The organism is Nocardia cyriacigeorgica NBRC 100375 (assembly GCF_000308555.1).
GTDB lineage: Bacteria > Actinomycetota > Actinomycetes > Mycobacteriales > Mycobacteriaceae > Nocardia > Nocardia cyriacigeorgica.
On the sequence record NZ_BAFY01000071.1, the window covers coordinates 15,634 to 31,283 of the forward strand.

A 15,650-nucleotide genomic window follows, 5' to 3' on the forward strand; every position below is an offset into this window, starting at 1 on the left:
GTCCTAGGACTGGGGTTCGAGCGTCATCCGGAAGACAAACGACTCGTACCGGTCCTTCGGATACGACACGTCCGAGATCATCAGGACCCGACCGTCTCGGACAAATCGCTGGTGGACGGTCTTCACCAGCTCCCCGGACGGCACCTCGAGCCAAACCGCGTGTGCCGGCGCGGGCATCTTGTCGGCCAGGGTCTCCTCGAGCACGGTCGCGGTTGAAACATCCGTACCCGGCAGCTGGTAGCTGTCCGAGATAGAGACCGGTCGACCGCGCTCAGCGGCCATCGTCACGATGTGCTCAACATCAGCGTTCAGCTCGATCCCGAAGAGGCCGGCCAATTCATCGTCGGCGGGAATGACCCTCGTCTCTCGCTCGATCTGCACATCATCTTCACCGGCTGCGGACTCGTTTCCGAAGGTCACTTCCGGGTCTTCCATCTGCCGTTCCGGGGAAACACGCACCAGCGTCGGCCGCGCTGCGACGAACGTCCCTCGGCGCTCAATCGTGTAAACGAGCCCCTGCCGCAGCAGCAGATCGATCACCTTGCGAATGACGATCTCGGACACCCCGTGCCGCTTCGCCAGCTCGGAATAGCTCGGTAGCTGCGTCCGCGCGGGTAGCGCACCGCTGCGGATCTCCCGCGCGATCTCTCCCGCAATGGATACGTACGCAGGCTCACTCATGGCTCTAACTCCTCCGGGTCGATAGCGGCTGCCTATACGCAACTGCGTATACACACTCCAGGCTACGCCCACGACTCGAGTTCCGCAGCGAAAAACTCCGGGCCGACCTGCGCATACACAGAAACTCTTGTGCGTATACACAGCTGTGTATACGCTGTTGTGTATGCACAGATCGTGCTGAGATTCCCAAGAGGCAAGGAGTGGCCAGATGGCTATCAGCAGGGGTTTCCGTTTCCCGATCGAGTTCGGCAAGGCGTTCCCGCAGGGGCTGGTTCTGCTGGGGGATATCGCCGCGGCGACGAAGTACAACCCGAACCCGAACGCGGCGCCGGAGCAGATGTTCGACATCGACCCGAAGACCGGCGAGGGCACGGGCCTGCCGCTGTGGAAGGCGACCGTCACCGACCCACACGAGGACAAGGCCAAGCGGGCCTCGTTCGAGATCATCTTCATTTCCTCGCACCAGCCGGTTCCGGCCACGCAGGAGATCGTTCCCGGCACGGGCATGCGAATGATCGAGCTGGAGGGGCTGACCGCTGAGCCGCGCGTGATGGGCCAGGGCGAATTCAAGTACCAGGGCTACCAGTTCCGCGCCACGGGAATCAAGGGCGACACCAACACCCCGAAGGCCACCAACACCAACGGCGCGAAGGCGGCTGCGTGATGAGCACCGAAGTCTGGATGGTCGTGGACTCGTCGTCGCTATTTGCCGATGACGTGGTGGCCGCGAAGTACAGCGAGCGCATCGGCAAGGTGATCGTCGAGACCGGGTCGGGGCAGTTGTTCATGACGCCGTTTGTCGCGGCCGGGCTGATCGACAGTCTCGCGGATGCGGTGGCCGAAGCGGATGCCGCTGCGATTATCAAAGCCCGCGAGGGTGAGGCGGCGTGATGTTTGCGCCGAAGTCCTGGATGACGGTAGCGCGTGTGTTCGCGGTCCTGGTGATCGTGGGCGTGGGCGCTGCCGCCTTCCGGCTCTCGTTTGCCACGCTGGCCGATCTGGCCGAGTTGGCCAACATTCCGGCCTCGGATGCGTGGCTGTTCCCGCTGATCGTTGACGGCACTATCTGCCTGGCCACCCTCGGGACGCTGGTGCTGGCGAAGTCGCCGGAACGCCGGTTCTTCCTGTGGGTGCTCGGTGCTGGTGCGGTGGTGTCGGTTGCGGGCAACAGCCTGCACGCGGTGACAGATGGCCGGCCACTACCCGGCTGGGCGGCTGCCCTGGTCGCCGCGATCGCACCGATATCGCTGCTGGTCGATACCCACGGCCTGGCGGTGTTGTTCCGTGCCGCACAACGCAATTCGGCTCCCACGCTGGAAGCCGTGACCGAACCCGAACCCGATACGGTCACGGAGCCGGAAGCCGTTCCCGTTGCTCCCGAGCCTGCACCGGTGTCTGAGCCTGTGCCCGTTCCTGTCCCGGAGCCGGTGACCGAACCGCTTCCGGTGCCTCCTCCGACCCCGGCTCCCGCGCCTGCGCCGCGTGCGGTGGTGCGCCCTGTTCGTCCTGTTCCTGTTCGTCCGCGTCCGGTCCAGCAACCGATGCTGCCGCTCGCCGTCCCTGTTGGGGGTGCCTGATGTCGAAAACCCTTGTGCCACCTGAACCCGAGTTGCCAAAGTCTGTCGGCGGGGAGGTGAAGGCCTCCACCGGCGCCCCGTTCGTCATCGGCCTGGTGATGCTCGCGGGTGTGGTGGCGGTTCCGTTGTCACTGCTGTGGGCGCTCGGCAACGACGAAGCCCCGGCCGTGTCGCCGGTGTCGGTGGTGTCGGTGTCGGTCCCGCCATCGGTGCCAGGGTGCGCGATGTTCTGCCGCGAAGACGAGTTGCAGCACGAGTCGGCCTCGGTGGCGCAGGTGCCGGGCTGTGCGATGTTCTGCCGTGAGGGCGAGGTGGCCCGATGAGCGCCGTGGCCGCGATCGTCTCCGCCGGGTTCCTCGGCGCGTCCGGGCTGATGTGGCACTGGTCCCGGCAAGCCCAACACCGTGAGCCGTCGCCGCAGGATCAGGTAGCCACCGCACCAATCGAGTTGCGTCCGGCGGTGTCGATCCTGACCGACTCGCAGCAGTTGGCGTTGATGTGGCCGGCGCTCAAGCTCGGTTCCCCGGTAACCGGTTTCCCGAACATCGTGGCCGCCGAGTACACGCCCTCGGGGTTGGCGGTGGAGGTCCAGATGGTGGGCGGGCAGTCGTTCAAGGACTGGAGCAACGACGACACCCTCGCCGCCCTGGCCGACTACCTGGCCGTGCCCGAGGTGCTGGCCACCGCCACCGATCCCGGATTCGTCCGCCTGGAAGCCCGCACCACCGACACCCTCGCGCAGCCGCGGGCAGTGGATGAGTTGCTGGCCTACGGGGTGGATCTGGAATCGGTGCCGGTCGGTGTCACCGAAACCTTCGACTCCTGGCGGCTGCGGGTGCTCTACGGACACATCCTCATCGCCGGCGCCACCGGTTCGGGCAAGGGCTCGGTGTTGTGGTCGCTGGTCAACGGTATCGGTCCCGCGATCAAGGCCGGGCTGGTGGATGTGTGGCTCGGTGACGGCAAGGGCGGCGCGGAATTCGGACGCGGCGAAGCCTTGTGGGTGCGGTTCGAGTGGGACGCCGACGGCATCCTCGCCATGCTCGCCGAAGCGGTCGAGGTGATGCGGGAACGGCTGGCGCACATGCGGACTACCGGTGTGCGCAAGCACGTTCCGACCACCGATGAGCCGCTGATCCTGGTGATCATCGATGAGGCTGCGGCGCTGTCGTCGTACGCCACCCGTGAGCAGCAGGAAGAGTTTCGTCGGCTGACCGGGCTGCTGCTATCCCAAGGCCGGGCAGCGGCGGTGTCGGTGGTCGCGGCGTTGCAGGACCCGTCCAAGGACACGATGCCCAACCGGCAGCTATTCCCGATCCGGGTCGGGCTACGCCTGGACGAGCCCACCCAGACCGCGATGGTGCACGGGCAAGGCTCACGCGACCGGGGCGCGTTGTGCGACAAGATCTCCGAACTCACCCCCGGCGTCGGCTACGTCGGCGAAGACGGCACCACCGAATTCGTCCGCGTCCGGGCGTTCTGGGTCTCCGACGACGACATCGACCGCATCGTCGCCACCTACGCCCCCGACCAACCCGACCTGACACCCCAGGGCGACTACACCGATTTCGATCCCGACGACATCCCCGGCGATGACGACAACCCCGGCGGGCTGGTGGCGGCATGAAACGGGGCTTTGTGACCGAAACCCACGTTGTCATCTACTGCGACGGCTGCGGCGACCCCTACACCGCAGGCGGGGACGAGTCGATCTGCTTCGACACCGTCCACCAGGCCGTCAGCTACCTCACTGCCCGATCCGCCGGTCTCGGCTGGGACTACGACGGCGACCGCGTCTTGTGCGACGGCTGTCGTGCCGCTGCCCGCTGCGAAAGTGCCGGCCACTCGTTCCCGGCCCCGTCCCGACTGTTCCGTTCCTCCCGTCCCGCCGTTTGCCTCGTCTGCGGCATTCACGAAAGCGAGATCCTCAATGCGTAAGACCAAGATCACCCGTGACTCCGCCGACATCGATTCCGTGATCGATCTGCGGTCGCGTCGCCGCTGCCAGCTCGAACGCGGCGGCCTCGACCCCATCGCCGTCGCGATCAACCTGCTTGCCGAGACCGGTCCCGCTCCCGGCTGGGACTGCGATTTGGACGGATGGGCGGCATGAGCACACCGGAGGCGAAGCCACCGGATCGGCGGGTGGATCAGCTGCTGGCCGATGCTGCCGCCCGCCACCGCCGCCGAAAGATCCCGCCCCGCAAGCCCACCGAGCCTCAGCAGCTCGCCCTGTTCGACCTCCCGGCAAGGAGCACCCGCCATGGCCACCAGTAACGTCCGCATCGTCAAGGATGCCGACCCGGCGACTGAGATCTTCACCGCCCTCATGTACGGGGCCTGGTACCTCATCGTCGGTGCCGCCGTCATCACCCATTGGGCGCTGCTGTTCCCGATGCTGTCGGTCCCCGTCGCTGCCGCCATCGCCGCTGGTGTCCTGTGGGGCTGGCCCGCTGGCGTCGGGGTCGCTGGGGTGGCCGGAGCGGGGATCATGCTCTGGCGACTTCGGAGACCAGAGATGTTCGAGCGATGGGTCACCCGGCGAGCCCGGACTCGGTTCCTGACCTGGTGGCGCTACAAGCTCCGGTGGGCTCCCAAACTCGGCGCCTGCGGACTGACCGTCACCGACGGCAACGCCACCCACGTCCCGCGGCTGCTGTCCGTGCGGATCGGTGAGCACTCCGACCGCCTCACGCTGCGGATGCTCGAAGGCCAATGCCCCGCCGACTACGACCAGCGCGTCGATCGCCTCGAACACGCCTTCCGGGCACTGGAATGCCGCGCCCACTTGGCCGGCCCCGGAACCGTCGAACTCGTCTTCCGCCGCTCCGATGCCCTCGCCGAAACCGTGATCCTCCCGCGTGTCGACCACTGGACCAAGGACAAGAACGAGGCTGCCTGATGGAAACCCCGAAGGCTGATGTGCCGCAACGCCAGACCGCCGCCGAGCGCCGCGCACTCCCGGACTTCCGGCATATCGCCGCTGACCTCGCTGATGACAACCACATCTGCCGCCGTCCCGTCCCGATGCGCACCGAGGACCCGGCCACCCTCGAAGTCACCTACGTGGCGTCCCCGTGCAAGGCCACCATCGAATCGGTGTGCCCGGCGTGTGCGGCCAAGGCCCGGTATCTGCGGATGACGCAGTGCTTCGAGGGCTGGCACATGACCGATGAACCGATCACCGAGACGAAGACCCCGACCGAGCAGCAGAAGGGCCTGATCGCGGCACGCTCCGACCTGTTCGCCCAGTACCAGCTGGCCCGCGAGGACGACGACCGCGAGCTGATGACCGGAATCCGGGAAATCGTCGCCTCCCTCGATGTCGAGTTGCGCGAGTCCGGGTTCCGGGGTCGGCTCCCGGACTTCGACAAGAGGCCGGCCGAACGCCGCAAGCGCTCGACCAGCCGCCGCCAGGACGCCCCCGACCTGCCCCGGCTCAAGGTCGCCAAGGTCACCGTTGGCCGCGAGTATGCGGGCAAGTACCGGCCCTCGACGTTCGTCACGCTCACCCTGCCCTCCTACGGGCACGTCCACACCGACGGCGCGATCGACAGCAAGGGAAGGACCTGCGGGGACGGCTCACCCCGTGACCCCGGCAGCTACGACTACACCCAAGCCGCGCGCGACATCGTGCACTTCGCGGCCCTGTTCGACCGCTGGATACAGAACCTGCGCCGTGCGGTCGGCTGGGACGTGCAGTACTTCGCCACCGTCGAACCCCAGCGTCGCGGCGCACCTCACATCCACCTCGCCATCCGTGGATCGATACCGCACAAGATCATCCGCGCGGTCACTGAAGCCACCTACCACCAGGTGTGGTGGCCCCACCATGACCACGAGGTCTACACCGGCGACCGGATGCCGGTCTGGGATGACGACGCCGCCACGTTCTGCGACCCCGACACCGGTACACCGTTGGCCAGCTGGGATGACGCCCTTGACGTCATGGACGCCGTGGACGACCTCGAGCCCGCGCACGTGGTCCGCTTCGGTGCGCAGGTCGATTCCAAGGGCATCCTCGGCGGCACCCCCAAGGCCGACCAGAAGGTCCGCTACCTGACCAAGTACCTCACCAAGTCCGTCGCCGAGATCATCGAACCCCAGTCCCGGCGCGCGGCTGAGCATTACGACCGACTCCACGCCGAACTCCAGCACACCCCCTGCTCGCCGCGCTGCCCGGTCTGGCTGCGCTACGGCATAGTCCCCAAGGGCGCCACCGCCAAAACCCAGCCCGGCAAATGCCGGGGCAAAGCCCACCGCCGCGACACCCTCGGCATGCCCGGCCGCCGGGTCCTGGTCTCGCGGCGCTGGTCGAACAAGACCCTGCCCGACCACAAGCAGGACCGCGCCGACTTCGTTCGGCAAACCCTCGCCGCCGTCGGGATCACCCCACCCGACCGCTCCCGGCTGATCATCACCCCGGTCGAGCCCGGCGACAAAAACGTCCCACCTCGAGACCACCTGATCATGGCCGCGGTCTCCCAACGCATCAGCTGGCGAGCCGAGTACACGAATGCGCTACTCGCCGCCGACCCAACAGCACCACAAGACAATTCCGCAACCCTGCCCACCGCCGCATAGAAGGGGAACCCACCATGTCGAAACTGCTCACCGAGTCCGATGTCCGGAAGCTGATCCCGATCGGTCACAGCAAGTACTACGAGCTGATCGGTACCGGCCAGCTCCGCTCGGTCAAGATCGGCCGGCGCCGGTTCGTCACCGAACAGGCCGTGGCCGACTACATCGCCACCCTCGACCAGGCAGCGTGACCCTGTGCCGAGGCTGCGTATGACCCCCGGCGAGTGGGGGAAGATCACGGTCACAAAGGTGGGGCCGAACAAGTTCACCGCCTACGCCTACGTCCGGGATGAGGACGGTCGTCGTAGGCGGGTGAAGCGGAGCGGTTCGACTGAGGAAGATGCCCGCCGCGCTCTCCAGCGCTATCTCAAGAAGCGGACGACGCCAACTGACGGGGCGCTGGTGACTGAGCGGACCACGTTGGCAGAGCTATTCGAGGCGTGGATCGCGACGAAGGACGGGCTCAAGCCGCAATCTATCGCTAGCTACCGCGACGCATGGAAGAAGCACGGCGAACCCAAGCTCGGCGAGTTGCGGGTGCGAGAGCTTCCGACCAGTCGCGCCGAGCGACATATTGCGAAGCTGCCGCCCTCCCGCGGTCGGATGTTGCGCGTGGTGCTGCTCGGGATGTTCGCGCTGGCGGTACGGGAGGACGTTCTCAAGGTGAACCCCATCCGGGAGGTCAGCCGCAAGGCCAGTAAGGCGGCTCCGGCGAGAGCGTTGACGCCTGAAGAGTTCGCGATCGTCCGTTCGGCAGTTGTCGCATATCGCGATCGCGCCGGAATGAGTGGACCACCGCGGGCGCAGCTGCTCATGGAGTTCATCGATGTAATGGCGTCGACAGGTTGCCGGCCGAATGAGGTGCTCGGGCTGCGATGGTCAGACGTCGACCTGCTGGCGGACCCGCCGACCATGACAACGGCGGGCACGGCACTGGACCACGGCAAGGTGGCCGGGAAGGGCGTTCACCGCCAGGACGAACGCAAGGGAGGTGCACCCGCGCACACCGTAATCCTCCCGAAGCTGGCGGTGGAGGCACTGACCAGGTTGTTCGGTCAGGCCACCGACCCGGATGGTCCTGTGTTCGCCAATCGCAATGGCGGTTGGATCAGCCTCGCGAACATGCGCCGCTCGCTGCGAGCTGCACTGCCCGAGGATCTGGCCTGGGTGACGCCGTACAGCTTCCGCCGCACAGTGGCGACGGTGGTCCGGGACGACCTCGGCCCGGCTCACGCTCAGGCGCAACTGTCGCACGCGAAGTTGTCGACGACCGAGCAGCACTACCTACAGCGACAGACCCAAGGCCCGGACGCCCGGAACGCGCTCGACCGGTTCGCCGCCGGAAAGTAGCCCCGCGTTTGTAGCCCCAAAGTAGCCCTTTTGGCCCGGATGATCTTGAAAACGAATCGGCCCCTGATCTGCTGGTGCAGCTCAGGGGCCGATTTCTGTGCGCCCGAAGGGATTCGAACCCCTAACCTTCTGATCCGTAGTCAGATGCTCTATCCGTTGAGCTACGGGCGCATGCGGTGTTCAGTTGTTCACCCGGTTTCCCGGGCTTGGCGGAGGCGAGAGGATTTGAACCTCCGGTCCCCGTGAAGGGACAACTCATTAGCAGTGAGTCCCATTCGGCCGCTCTGGCACGCCTCCTGGAGCCTTCTCTTCGAGGGCACCGGTCCTTTCGAACCGCCGAGCAGCAAGGTTACAGTAGCCGATCCACAGAGTGCAAAACGGCTGGTAGTTAGCGTAAATTGCTGTCGAACCAGTCGAAGATCCTGGTTTGCGCGTCGATGAGGTCGTCGCGCTCCTCCTCGTCGTCGCCGGGTTTGTCGGCGCGGTGCAGCAGACCCGGATAACTGATCACCAGACTCGCCACTTCGGCGCGGGCGGCGGCGTCACGCAACTGCTCGACTTCCTCGGACGGGGTGTTCGGGTCGGTCTCGCCGAACAGGCCGAGCCACGGGGCCTGCAACCGCGGGGCGGCCTCGACAAGGGCCTCGGCTTTGCCGGTGAGGGGGCTCACGATGCCGCGGGCGGCGACGCTGACGGCGGCGCCGATGGGGCGGTTGGTGGCGACGAGGCAGGCGGCGGTGCCCGCGGTATCGAAGCCGAGCGCGCCGATGCAGTCCGGGAACACCCCGCGCCGGGTGAGCCAGTCGAAGCAGGCGTCGAAATCCTCGAACAGTTCGTCGCCGAACACCCCGGTCGACGGCGTATCGGTGGCGCGGTGGAACAGGTTGGGCGCGACGACCGTCCAGCCCTCGGTGGCCAACGCCTGCATGAGCTCCAGCAACGGCCCGGTGAACTCACTGGACTCGTGCAGCAACACGATGCCGCCGCGGGCATTGCCCTCGGGTTCCACCACGGTGATGGGCACCTGCTGGTGCGCGGCCGGGCGCCGGTCCGGCTCGGACTCACCTTCGGTTGCCATGTCGTCCCCGACGCGCAGCGGCGCTAGATCGTCATAAGTGCCCGACATGAATCCAGCGTAGGGCCGATTTCTGATCTTGGGGAGAAATTGCACGTGAGAGGCCCTCCCGCACGCACTTTCCGGGCCCGGGCATATGGTTGGGGGGTGACCGCGCAGATTCGGCCGGACCTCGATTCCATTCCGGCGTACGTCCCCGGCCGCAACCATCCCGGTGCGGTCAAACTGGCCAGCAACGAGACCACCTTCGGTCCGCTGCCCGCCGCGCTCAAGGCCATCACCGAGGCCGCCGAGCTGTCCAGCCGCTACCCGGACAATCAGGTCACCGAGCTGCGCGCGGCGCTCGCGGAGTTCCTCGGCGTCTCTCCGGCGAACGTCGCGGTGGGCTGCGGCAGCGTCGCGCTGTGCCAGGAACTGGTGCAGATCACCTGCTCCGCCCCCGACGACGAGGTGCTGTTCGCGTGGCGCTCGTTCGAGGCGTACCCGATCGTCACCCAGGTGGGCAACGCCAAGGCCGTGCCGGTCCCGCTGGACGCGGAGCTGGTGCACGATCTGGACGCGATCGCCGCCGCGGTCACCGAGCGCACCAAGATGATCTTCATCTGCAACCCGAACAACCCGACGGGCACCGCGGTCGGCCGCGAGGCGCTGGTCCGCTTCCTCGACACCGTCCCGGACAACGTGCTCGTGGTGCTGGACGAGGCCTACTACGAGTACATGCGGCTCACCCCGCAGGACCGGCCCGACGGCGTCGAGCTGGGCCGCACCCGCCCCAATGTCGTTGTGCTCCGCACCTTCTCGAAGGCCTACGGTTTGGCCGGGCTGCGTGCGGGCTATGCGGTGGGCGCGCCCGAGGTGATCACCGCGCTGCTGAAGGTGCACATCCCGTTCAGCGTCAACCGAGTGGCGCAGGCCGCCGCGATCGCCTCCCTGGAGGCCCGCCATGAGCTGCTCGACCGCACCGAACCGCTGATCGCCGAGCGCGACCGGGTGCGCGACGCGCTGCTGGCCGCCGGCTACCGGGTGCCGCCGAGTGAGGCGAACTTCGTCTGGCTGGCACTGGGCGAGCACAGCGTCCCGTTCGCCGAGGCAAGCGCCGAGGCGGGCGTGCTGGTGCGGCCGTTCGCGGGCGACGGCGTGCGGGTCACCACCGGCGACCCGCACGAGAACGATCTGTTCCTGAGCTTCGCCACCGATCCGGCGGTCGCCGCCCGGTTCACCGGCTGAGCGTCGGCGATCGCAGCTGCGCCGAGCCCCGGAACGTCAGGCCCTGCCGCTCGATCCTCCGGCCACGTCGACCTGCCGGTCAGGCGGCGCCGGGCCTGCGGATCCTCACCCCACGCCGAGCCCGCGCGCGATGGTCGGCCAGGAGCTGACCAGCTCGTCGGCCCAGTACGGCCAGGAATGGGTGCCGGTGGGCCGCAGATTCGCGGTGTGTGCGATGCCGAGGGCGTTGAGCCGGTCGATGAGGCGGCGGGTGCAGGTGTTGGTGCCCGCCTCCAGCGGGCTGCCGAAGCCGATGGCGTTGAGCAGATCCGGATTGCTCGGCACCTCGTATTTACCGGGGACCCCGCTACCGGAGGACAGGTAGATCGCCTTGCCGCGCAACGCCTCCGCGTTCCTGGTGACGTCGTGGGCCAGCCAGGCCGGGTCCTCCGGTTCGCCGAACATGTTGTCCGGATCGCCCTTGTACGTGGCGATCACGGCGCGGACCTGCGCCTGCCCGAGATCGGAGCCACTGGTGTAGCAGCCACTGTGCGCGGCGACGGCGGCGTAGAGCTGCGGTTCGCGCACCGCGAGCATCATCGCGCCGTCGGCGCCCATCGACACACCCATCAGGGCATTGCGACCGTTGCCGTTGAACCGAGCATCGATCAGCGGCGGCAGTTCCTTGGTCAGGAACGTCTCCCACATGTTCGTGCCGAGCACCGGATCCGGCCGCTGCCAGTCGGTGTAGTAGCTGGCGGGCCCGCCGACGGTGAACACCACGTTGACGTTCTTGTCCTCGTAGAACTGCAGCGCGCCACCGCGTTCGATCCAGTTGTTGCTGTCCTCGACGGCGCTGCGGCCGTCGAGCATGTAGACCGTGGGCCGAGGTGCGCTGCGATCACGCGGCAAGAGCACCTGCACCTCGACGGTGCGGCTCATGGCAGGCGAATCGACGTAGACCCGCAGCCTGCGGTCGGTGATCTCGCTGACGCCGCTGATCTTCGGGCGCGCGGGCATCGGCCTGGTCTGTTCGGCCATGCCCGGCCCGTCGGAGGATCCGGTGCCCTGTTCCTCAACGGGCGCCGCCGTCGTCGAGGGCGCGCCGATCGTCGCCGCACCGATCATGAGTGCGGCGCTCACCAGCGCGCCGGACAGCCGGCGCCGCGTTCCACGCCGTGACAGCATGTGGCCATACTGCCAGAAGCGCCCGCCGGGGCGCGGCGACGATCTGCGGGCCGGGCCCGAATTCACCCGGCTACCAGCACGAATGGCCGAGGTCAGGGCTCGTAGACGCCGTAGGCGCGATTCGCAATGCACATCGGGACCACGTGCTGCTCGCGGCGCCATTCGAATCGCGCGGCGGCCTCGACGGTTTCGCGTTCCACCAGGCACACGGTGGTGGTGCCGGGCAGGGTGATGTTCGCCAGCGGCGAGACGGCCAGCGGGATGCCGATATAGACCTTGTTGTTCATGCACACCGGCACCACCGGCACGCCGCGGATGGCGCTGTGGCGGTCGGCCACGCCCTGGGCGTGCGGGACGCCCGAACAGTCCAGTGGGTTGGCGTCGCTCGCCTGGGCGGGGGCCGCGGCGAGGGTGAGACCGGCCGCGGTACCCACGGCCAGCAAGCTCAGGGATCTAGCGATGGTGGTCCACGTCATAGCCGCATTGAAACACTCGCAGTGCACGACACACTCGATAATCGCGGCGTGTCCGCTCGCTGGGACGCGATCGGTATCCGGCGTTGCCGCCCGCCGAGGCCGGAACGATCCGGCCGTCGGCGCGGGCTGGTGGCGGAGACGGAGGGATTTGAACCCCCGGTCGCTCTCACGACGCTCGCTTTCAAGGCGAGTGCATTCGGCCGCTCTGCCACGTCTCCAGGTCCACGATCGTAACCGATCGGGCGGGTGGGTCAGCGGCCGTCCGAGAGGGCTTCGAGGTCGATGCGGCCGAATACGTCGGCGATGACGTCGAGTTGCTCGGGTGTGAGCAGGTCGATGAATCCCTTGCGGACGGCCTCGACATGACCGGGCGCGGCCTCCGACAGCCTGCGCATTCCCGTCTCGGTGAGCTCGGCGAGCACCCCGCGCCCGTCTTCGACGCAGGTGTTGCGGCGCACCATGCCCTGGGCTTCCATCCGGCGGATCTGGTGGGTGAGGCGGCTGCGCGAGGACAGCACACCGTCGGCCAGTTCACTCATCCGCAGGGCCCGCCCGGGTGCCTCGGAAAGCAGTACCAGGATGCGGTATTCGGCCAGGCTCAGATCGTTGTCGCGTTGCAGCTGCCGGTTCAACGCGGTCATCAAGCGGAGGTGGCCGTCCATGAACGCCCGCCACGCGTTCTGCTGAGCCGGGGTCAACCACTCCGGCTCAGCGGAAACACGACCGCTTGGTTTGGTAGGCACGTCGGTATTCTATGCCGCCCCACCAGCGAAGTTACCGGCCGGTTACCCTTACCGCGCTCAGCGCGGGGTCACCAGCAGATCGCGCGAGAGGTCACCGACCTTCCCGTGGCCGGACAGACCCATCGCGGAATCGAAGTCGGCCAGCAGCAGACGCAGGGCGTGCCGAACACCGTCGTGGCCCGCGATGCCGAGGCCGTAGGCCCACGGGCGGCCGTAGAAGACCGCCTTGGCGCCGAGCGCCAGCGCGATGAGCACGTCCGAGCCGGTACGGATACCGGAATCGAAGAGCACATCGGCCCGGTCGCCGATGCCTGCGACGACGGCGGGCAGTGCGTCCAGCGCGGCGATGGAGCCGTCGACCTGGCGCCCCCCGTGGTTGCTCACCACCACCGCGTCGGCGCCGGCGTCGACCACCTGCCTGGCGTCGTCGGGGTGCAGGATGCCCTTGACCGCGATCGGCAGATCGGTCCACTCGCGCAGATGCGCGATGTCGGCGGGGCGCAGTGTGTGGTTGCCGAAGAGCCCGGCCCAGGTGAGGATCGCGGTGCGCATGGCATCCTCGCTCTCCTCCGGCGCGGCGGGCAGTTTGGCGCGGAACACCGGATCGGACAGGTAGTTCGCAATGCCCTTGCCCTTCAGGAAGGGCAGATGCGCCAGCTCCAGATCGCGCGGACGCCAGCCGAGCGAGGGCGTGTCGACGGTGACGACGATGGCCTTGGCGCCCGCCTTCTCGGCCCGCTGGACGAACGAGCGCGCCAGATCGTTGTCGGCAGGCCAGTACAGCTGATACCACCATTCCCCGGACACCGCGCCGACCTCCTCGATGGTCGACGACGCCGCCGTGGACAGCACCATGCCGACCCCGAGTTCCTTGGTGACCTCGCCGACCACCGTCTCGCCCCGGTCCTGGAGCAGCTCCAGTACCCCGACCGGCGCGGTGAGCACCGGCGCTGCCAGCTTCGTGCCGAGCACCTCGACCGACAGATCGCGGGTGCCGTGGCCGGTGGTGCCGCGCAGCATCCGCGGCACGATCCGGTAGCGGTCGAAGGCGGCGCGATTGGCCTGCGCGGTGCGCTCCGCCGACGCGCTTCCGGCGACGTAGGCGAACGCCTCGGCGCCGAGCAACTCCCGGGCGCGCTGTTCGAGACCATCGGCCGTCACCGGCAGTTCCGGAACCTCACCACCCAGCCCGCGGAAGTAGATCTCATTCTGAAAGTCGATGAAGCTGCTCACGGTCGAAGACGCTAGCGCCTGGCCTCGGTGACCGCGCGCACACTCGGCGAATCCGCAGCGCCACCCGAACTCTCACGACATCGCGCATCGCAACGCTCGAGGGCTCCCGCGATGGCCGGGCGACGGAGCCGTCCGGCAGTATGGGCGCGTGCGCGCGATCACGTTGAACGGATTCGGTGGGCCGGAGGTCATGGAGTGGGCGGAAGCGCCCGAGCCCGAGGCCGGGCCAGGCGAAGTGCTCATCGACGTGGCGGCGGCCGGGGTGAACCGGGCCGACATCATGCAGCGCAAGGGCCACTATCCGCCGCCGCCGGGCGCCAGTGAGATCCCCGGACTCGAGTGCTCGGGGACGATCGCGGCGGTCGGTGCGGGCGTGCGCGACTGGTCGGTGGGTGATCGGGTGTGCGCACTGCTGTCCGGCGGTGGTTACGCCGAGCGGGCCGTGGCACCGGCCGGGCAGCTGCTGCCGATCCCCGACGGACTGGATCTGGGTGCGGCCGCCGGACTGCCGGAGGTGGCGGCCACCGTGTGGTCGAACCTGGTGATGACCGCGGGCCTGCACGCCGGACAGCTGGTGCTGATCCACGGCGGCGGCAGCGGCATCGGCACCCATGCGATCCAGGTGGCCAAGCGGCTCGGCGCGCGCGTCGCGGTGACCGCGGGGTCGGCGAACAAGCTCGAACAGTGCGACGAACTGGGCGCCGACATCCTGATCAACTATCGCGAACAGGACTTCGTCGAGGTCATCCGCGCCGAACAGGGCAGCGGCGGGCCGGGTGCCGACGTCATTCTCGACAACATGGGCGCCGCCTACCTGGCCCGCAATGTGGAGGCGCTGGCCACCTATGGGCAGCTGGTCGTCATCGGCCTCCAGGGCGGGGCGAAGGCCGAACTGAACCTCGCGACGCTGCTCGGCAAGCGTGCGGCGGTCCGGGCGACGAACCTGCGCGGCCGTCCGGCGACCGGCCCCGGCAGCAAGGCCGAGATCATCGCCGAGGTGCGCACGCATGTGTGGCCGCTGGTGGCCGAGGGCGCGGTGGTTCCGGTGATCGCGGGCGAACTGCCGATCAGCGAGGTCGGCCGGGCACACACGCTGCTCGATGCACCGGAAACGGTCGGCAAGGTCGTGTTGCAGATCGGCGACTACTGAGCACACCGATCGCGTACTGAGCACACCGATCGCGGATCACTACTGGTCGATAGGCGGGCTGCGGATACCCAGCCGGCGACGCCCGCGCGCCGCGAACCGCCCGCCACGGGTTCGTCAGGAACGGTCCGCCGGGGGCGCGTTCCGGTGCACACCGGGGAAGGGGCCGGGCAGGCTCCGTCGCGTTCCTGCTCAGTCCAGCGCGGCCAGCGCCCGGCCGAGCTGATCGATCTCGAACTTCGTCGTGTACGGCGCCAGCCCGACGGTCACCGCACCACCCTCATCGTTGACGCCGAGCGCGTCCAGCAAACCGGCTCGCCGCCGTGCGTGCCGCTGAGCACCCCGATGCGGTTGTCGGCCAGCTTGGCGGCGATCTTCTCCGCTTGCAGGCCG

General features: G+C 68.0%; 20 protein-coding genes, 3 tRNA genes and 1 pseudogene. 14 read left to right on the top strand and 10 right to left on the bottom strand.

The window, feature by feature from the left end:
- Positions 1 to 3: 3 nt before the first annotated feature.
- Positions 4 to 681, bottom strand: coding sequence for a GntR family transcriptional regulator (locus RJ05_RS06240; protein WP_036534193.1), 678 nt, complete (start codon positions 679 to 681; stop codon positions 4 to 6).
- Between the two features lie 208 nt (positions 682 to 889).
- Here RJ05_RS06240 and RJ05_RS06245 point away from each other — a divergent pair, with 208 nt between their 5' ends.
- From RJ05_RS06245 to RJ05_RS06290, 12 genes are read left to right on the top strand one after another with little or no spacing between them, the layout of a single operon-like run.
- Positions 890 to 1,345, top strand: coding sequence for a hypothetical protein (locus RJ05_RS06245; RefSeq protein ID WP_036534195.1), 456 nt, complete (start codon positions 890 to 892; stop codon positions 1,343 to 1,345).
- On the top strand, positions 1,345 to 1,572 hold the full coding sequence (locus RJ05_RS06250) for a hypothetical protein (protein ID WP_036534197.1): 228 nt from the start codon (positions 1,345 to 1,347) through the stop codon (positions 1,570 to 1,572). The genes RJ05_RS06245 and RJ05_RS06250 overlap by 1 nt, the downstream gene beginning before the upstream one ends.
- Before the next feature lie 20 nt (positions 1,573 to 1,592).
- Positions 1,593 to 2,258, top strand: coding sequence for a DUF2637 domain-containing protein (locus RJ05_RS29220; RefSeq protein ID WP_081597193.1), 666 nt, complete (start codon positions 1,593 to 1,595; stop codon positions 2,256 to 2,258).
- 32 nt (positions 2,259 to 2,290) lie between these two features.
- Positions 2,291 to 2,581 (top strand): hypothetical protein, encoded by a 291-nt coding sequence (locus tag RJ05_RS06260; RefSeq protein WP_156090799.1) that lies wholly within the window; start codon positions 2,291 to 2,293, stop codon positions 2,579 to 2,581.
- Positions 2,578 to 3,885 carry an FtsK/SpoIIIE domain-containing protein gene (locus tag RJ05_RS06265; RefSeq protein ID WP_051016292.1) on the top strand — a complete coding sequence of 436 codons (1,308 nt, stop codon included), beginning with the start codon at positions 2,578 to 2,580 and terminating at the stop codon, positions 3,883 to 3,885. The genes RJ05_RS06260 and RJ05_RS06265 overlap by 4 nt, the downstream gene beginning before the upstream one ends.
- A gap of 11 nt (positions 3,886 to 3,896) precedes the next feature.
- Complete coding sequence (locus RJ05_RS06270) at positions 3,897 to 4,196, top strand: hypothetical protein (RefSeq protein WP_138445710.1); 300 nt, start codon at positions 3,897 to 3,899, stop codon at positions 4,194 to 4,196.
- Positions 4,189 to 4,371, top strand: coding sequence for a hypothetical protein (locus tag RJ05_RS06275; protein WP_036534202.1), 183 nt, complete (start codon positions 4,189 to 4,191; stop codon positions 4,369 to 4,371). Before RJ05_RS06270 ends, RJ05_RS06275 begins: the two co-directional genes overlap by 8 nt.
- The gene (locus RJ05_RS30705) at positions 4,368 to 4,535 is read left to right on the top strand and encodes a hypothetical protein (protein ID WP_156090800.1); all 168 of its coding nucleotides are present in this window, start codon (positions 4,368 to 4,370) and stop codon (positions 4,533 to 4,535) included. Before RJ05_RS06275 ends, RJ05_RS30705 begins: the two co-directional genes overlap by 4 nt.
- Entirely contained in the window at positions 4,522 to 5,160 is a 639-nt protein-coding gene (locus RJ05_RS06280; protein WP_036534204.1) for a hypothetical protein, read from the top strand. Before RJ05_RS30705 ends, RJ05_RS06280 begins: the two co-directional genes overlap by 14 nt.
- Positions 5,160 to 6,842 (top strand): replication initiator, encoded by a 1,683-nt coding sequence (locus RJ05_RS06285; protein WP_036534206.1) that lies wholly within the window; start codon positions 5,160 to 5,162, stop codon positions 6,840 to 6,842. The genes RJ05_RS06280 and RJ05_RS06285 overlap by 1 nt, the downstream gene beginning before the upstream one ends.
- Positions 6,843 to 6,856: 14 nt before the next feature.
- Complete coding sequence (locus RJ05_RS30710) at positions 6,857 to 7,030, top strand: helix-turn-helix domain-containing protein (protein WP_138445709.1); 174 nt, start codon at positions 6,857 to 6,859, stop codon at positions 7,028 to 7,030.
- Positions 7,031 to 7,034: 4 nt separating this feature from the next.
- Positions 7,035 to 8,189: a site-specific integrase gene (locus RJ05_RS06290; RefSeq protein ID WP_036534208.1), complete on the top strand. Its 1,155-nt coding sequence runs from the start codon at positions 7,035 to 7,037 to the stop codon at positions 8,187 to 8,189.
- Positions 8,190 to 8,287: 98 nt separating this feature from the next.
- On the opposite strand, the gene RJ05_RS06295 is transcribed toward RJ05_RS06290, so the two are convergent.
- The 3 genes from RJ05_RS06295 to RJ05_RS06305 all read right to left on the bottom strand — a co-directional run bounded on the left by RJ05_RS06295 (position 8,288) and on the right by RJ05_RS06305 (position 9,315).
- A tRNA-Arg gene (locus RJ05_RS06295) sits at positions 8,288 to 8,360 on the bottom strand.
- Between the two features lie 36 nt (positions 8,361 to 8,396).
- Positions 8,397 to 8,486 (bottom strand) — tRNA-Ser (locus tag RJ05_RS06300).
- Between the two features lie 91 nt (positions 8,487 to 8,577).
- Positions 8,578 to 9,315, bottom strand: coding sequence for a dienelactone hydrolase family protein (locus RJ05_RS06305; RefSeq protein WP_036534210.1), 738 nt, complete (start codon positions 9,313 to 9,315; stop codon positions 8,578 to 8,580).
- Positions 9,316 to 9,411: 96 nt separating this feature from the next.
- Between RJ05_RS06305 and hisC the strand changes: the two genes are divergently transcribed.
- Positions 9,412 to 10,491 carry a histidinol-phosphate transaminase gene (hisC, locus tag RJ05_RS06310; protein ID WP_036534211.1) on the top strand — a complete coding sequence of 360 codons (1,080 nt, stop codon included), beginning with the start codon at positions 9,412 to 9,414 and terminating at the stop codon, positions 10,489 to 10,491.
- Between the two features lie 105 nt (positions 10,492 to 10,596).
- Here the strand turns inward: hisC and RJ05_RS06315 are convergent, their stop codons facing one another.
- The 5 genes from RJ05_RS06315 to RJ05_RS06335 form a co-directional block, all read right to left on the bottom strand.
- Complete coding sequence (locus RJ05_RS06315) at positions 10,597 to 11,658, bottom strand: alpha/beta hydrolase (RefSeq protein WP_036534213.1); 1,062 nt, start codon at positions 11,656 to 11,658, stop codon at positions 10,597 to 10,599.
- A gap of 92 nt (positions 11,659 to 11,750) precedes the next feature.
- Positions 11,751 to 12,134 carry a hypothetical protein gene (locus tag RJ05_RS06320; protein WP_228789945.1) on the bottom strand — a complete coding sequence of 128 codons (384 nt, stop codon included), beginning with the start codon at positions 12,132 to 12,134 and terminating at the stop codon, positions 11,751 to 11,753.
- 130 nt (positions 12,135 to 12,264) lie between these two features.
- A tRNA-Ser gene (locus RJ05_RS06325) sits at positions 12,265 to 12,352 on the bottom strand.
- A 33-nt stretch (positions 12,353 to 12,385) separates the two neighbouring features.
- Entirely contained in the window at positions 12,386 to 12,796 is a 411-nt protein-coding gene (locus RJ05_RS06330; RefSeq protein WP_138445715.1) for a MarR family winged helix-turn-helix transcriptional regulator, read from the bottom strand.
- Between the two features lie 138 nt (positions 12,797 to 12,934).
- Entirely contained in the window at positions 12,935 to 14,110 is a 1,176-nt protein-coding gene (locus RJ05_RS06335; protein ID WP_036534217.1) for a lactate 2-monooxygenase, read from the bottom strand.
- Positions 14,111 to 14,258: 148 nt separating this feature from the next.
- Here RJ05_RS06335 and RJ05_RS06340 point away from each other — a divergent pair, with 148 nt between their 5' ends.
- The gene (locus tag RJ05_RS06340) at positions 14,259 to 15,260 is read left to right on the top strand and encodes an NAD(P)H-quinone oxidoreductase (protein ID WP_036534219.1); all 1,002 of its coding nucleotides are present in this window, start codon (positions 14,259 to 14,261) and stop codon (positions 15,258 to 15,260) included.
- 189 nt (positions 15,261 to 15,449) lie between these two features.
- On the opposite strand, the pseudogene RJ05_RS29825 reads toward RJ05_RS06340, so the two are convergent.
- Positions 15,450 to 15,650: pseudogene (locus tag RJ05_RS29825) on the bottom strand (cysteine desulfurase-like protein); the annotation flags it as partial.

Bases quoted from the DNA above. Each gene is read 5' to 3' on its own strand.
- RJ05_RS06240 (WP_036534193.1), bottom strand. From the start codon at position 681: ATGAGTGAGCCTGCGTACGTATCCATTGCGGGAGAGATCGCGCGGGAG.
- RJ05_RS06245 (WP_036534195.1), top strand. From the start codon at position 890: ATGGCTATCAGCAGGGGTTTCCGTTTCCCGATCGAGTTCGGCAAGGCG.
- RJ05_RS06250 (WP_036534197.1), top strand. From the start codon at position 1,345: ATGAGCACCGAAGTCTGGATGGTCGTGGACTCGTCGTCGCTATTTGCC.
- RJ05_RS29220 (WP_081597193.1), top strand. From the start codon at position 1,593: ATGACGGTAGCGCGTGTGTTCGCGGTCCTGGTGATCGTGGGCGTGGGC.
- RJ05_RS06265 (WP_051016292.1), top strand. From the start codon at position 2,578: ATGAGCGCCGTGGCCGCGATCGTCTCCGCCGGGTTCCTCGGCGCGTCC.
- RJ05_RS06275 (WP_036534202.1), top strand. From the start codon at position 4,189: ATGCGTAAGACCAAGATCACCCGTGACTCCGCCGACATCGATTCCGTG.
- RJ05_RS30705 (WP_156090800.1), top strand. From the start codon at position 4,368: ATGAGCACACCGGAGGCGAAGCCACCGGATCGGCGGGTGGATCAGCTG.
- RJ05_RS06280 (WP_036534204.1), top strand. From the start codon at position 4,522: ATGGCCACCAGTAACGTCCGCATCGTCAAGGATGCCGACCCGGCGACT.
- RJ05_RS06285 (WP_036534206.1), top strand. From the start codon at position 5,160: ATGGAAACCCCGAAGGCTGATGTGCCGCAACGCCAGACCGCCGCCGAG.
- RJ05_RS30710 (WP_138445709.1), top strand. From the start codon at position 6,857: ATGTCGAAACTGCTCACCGAGTCCGATGTCCGGAAGCTGATCCCGATC.
- RJ05_RS06305 (WP_036534210.1), bottom strand. From the start codon at position 9,315: ATGTCGGGCACTTATGACGATCTAGCGCCGCTGCGCGTCGGGGACGAC.
- RJ05_RS06315 (WP_036534213.1), bottom strand. From the start codon at position 11,658: ATGCTGTCACGGCGTGGAACGCGGCGCCGGCTGTCCGGCGCGCTGGTG.
- RJ05_RS06320 (WP_228789945.1), bottom strand. From the start codon at position 12,134: ATGACGTGGACCACCATCGCTAGATCCCTGAGCTTGCTGGCCGTGGGT.
- RJ05_RS06330 (WP_138445715.1), bottom strand. From the start codon at position 12,796: ATGGACGGCCACCTCCGCTTGATGACCGCGTTGAACCGGCAGCTGCAA.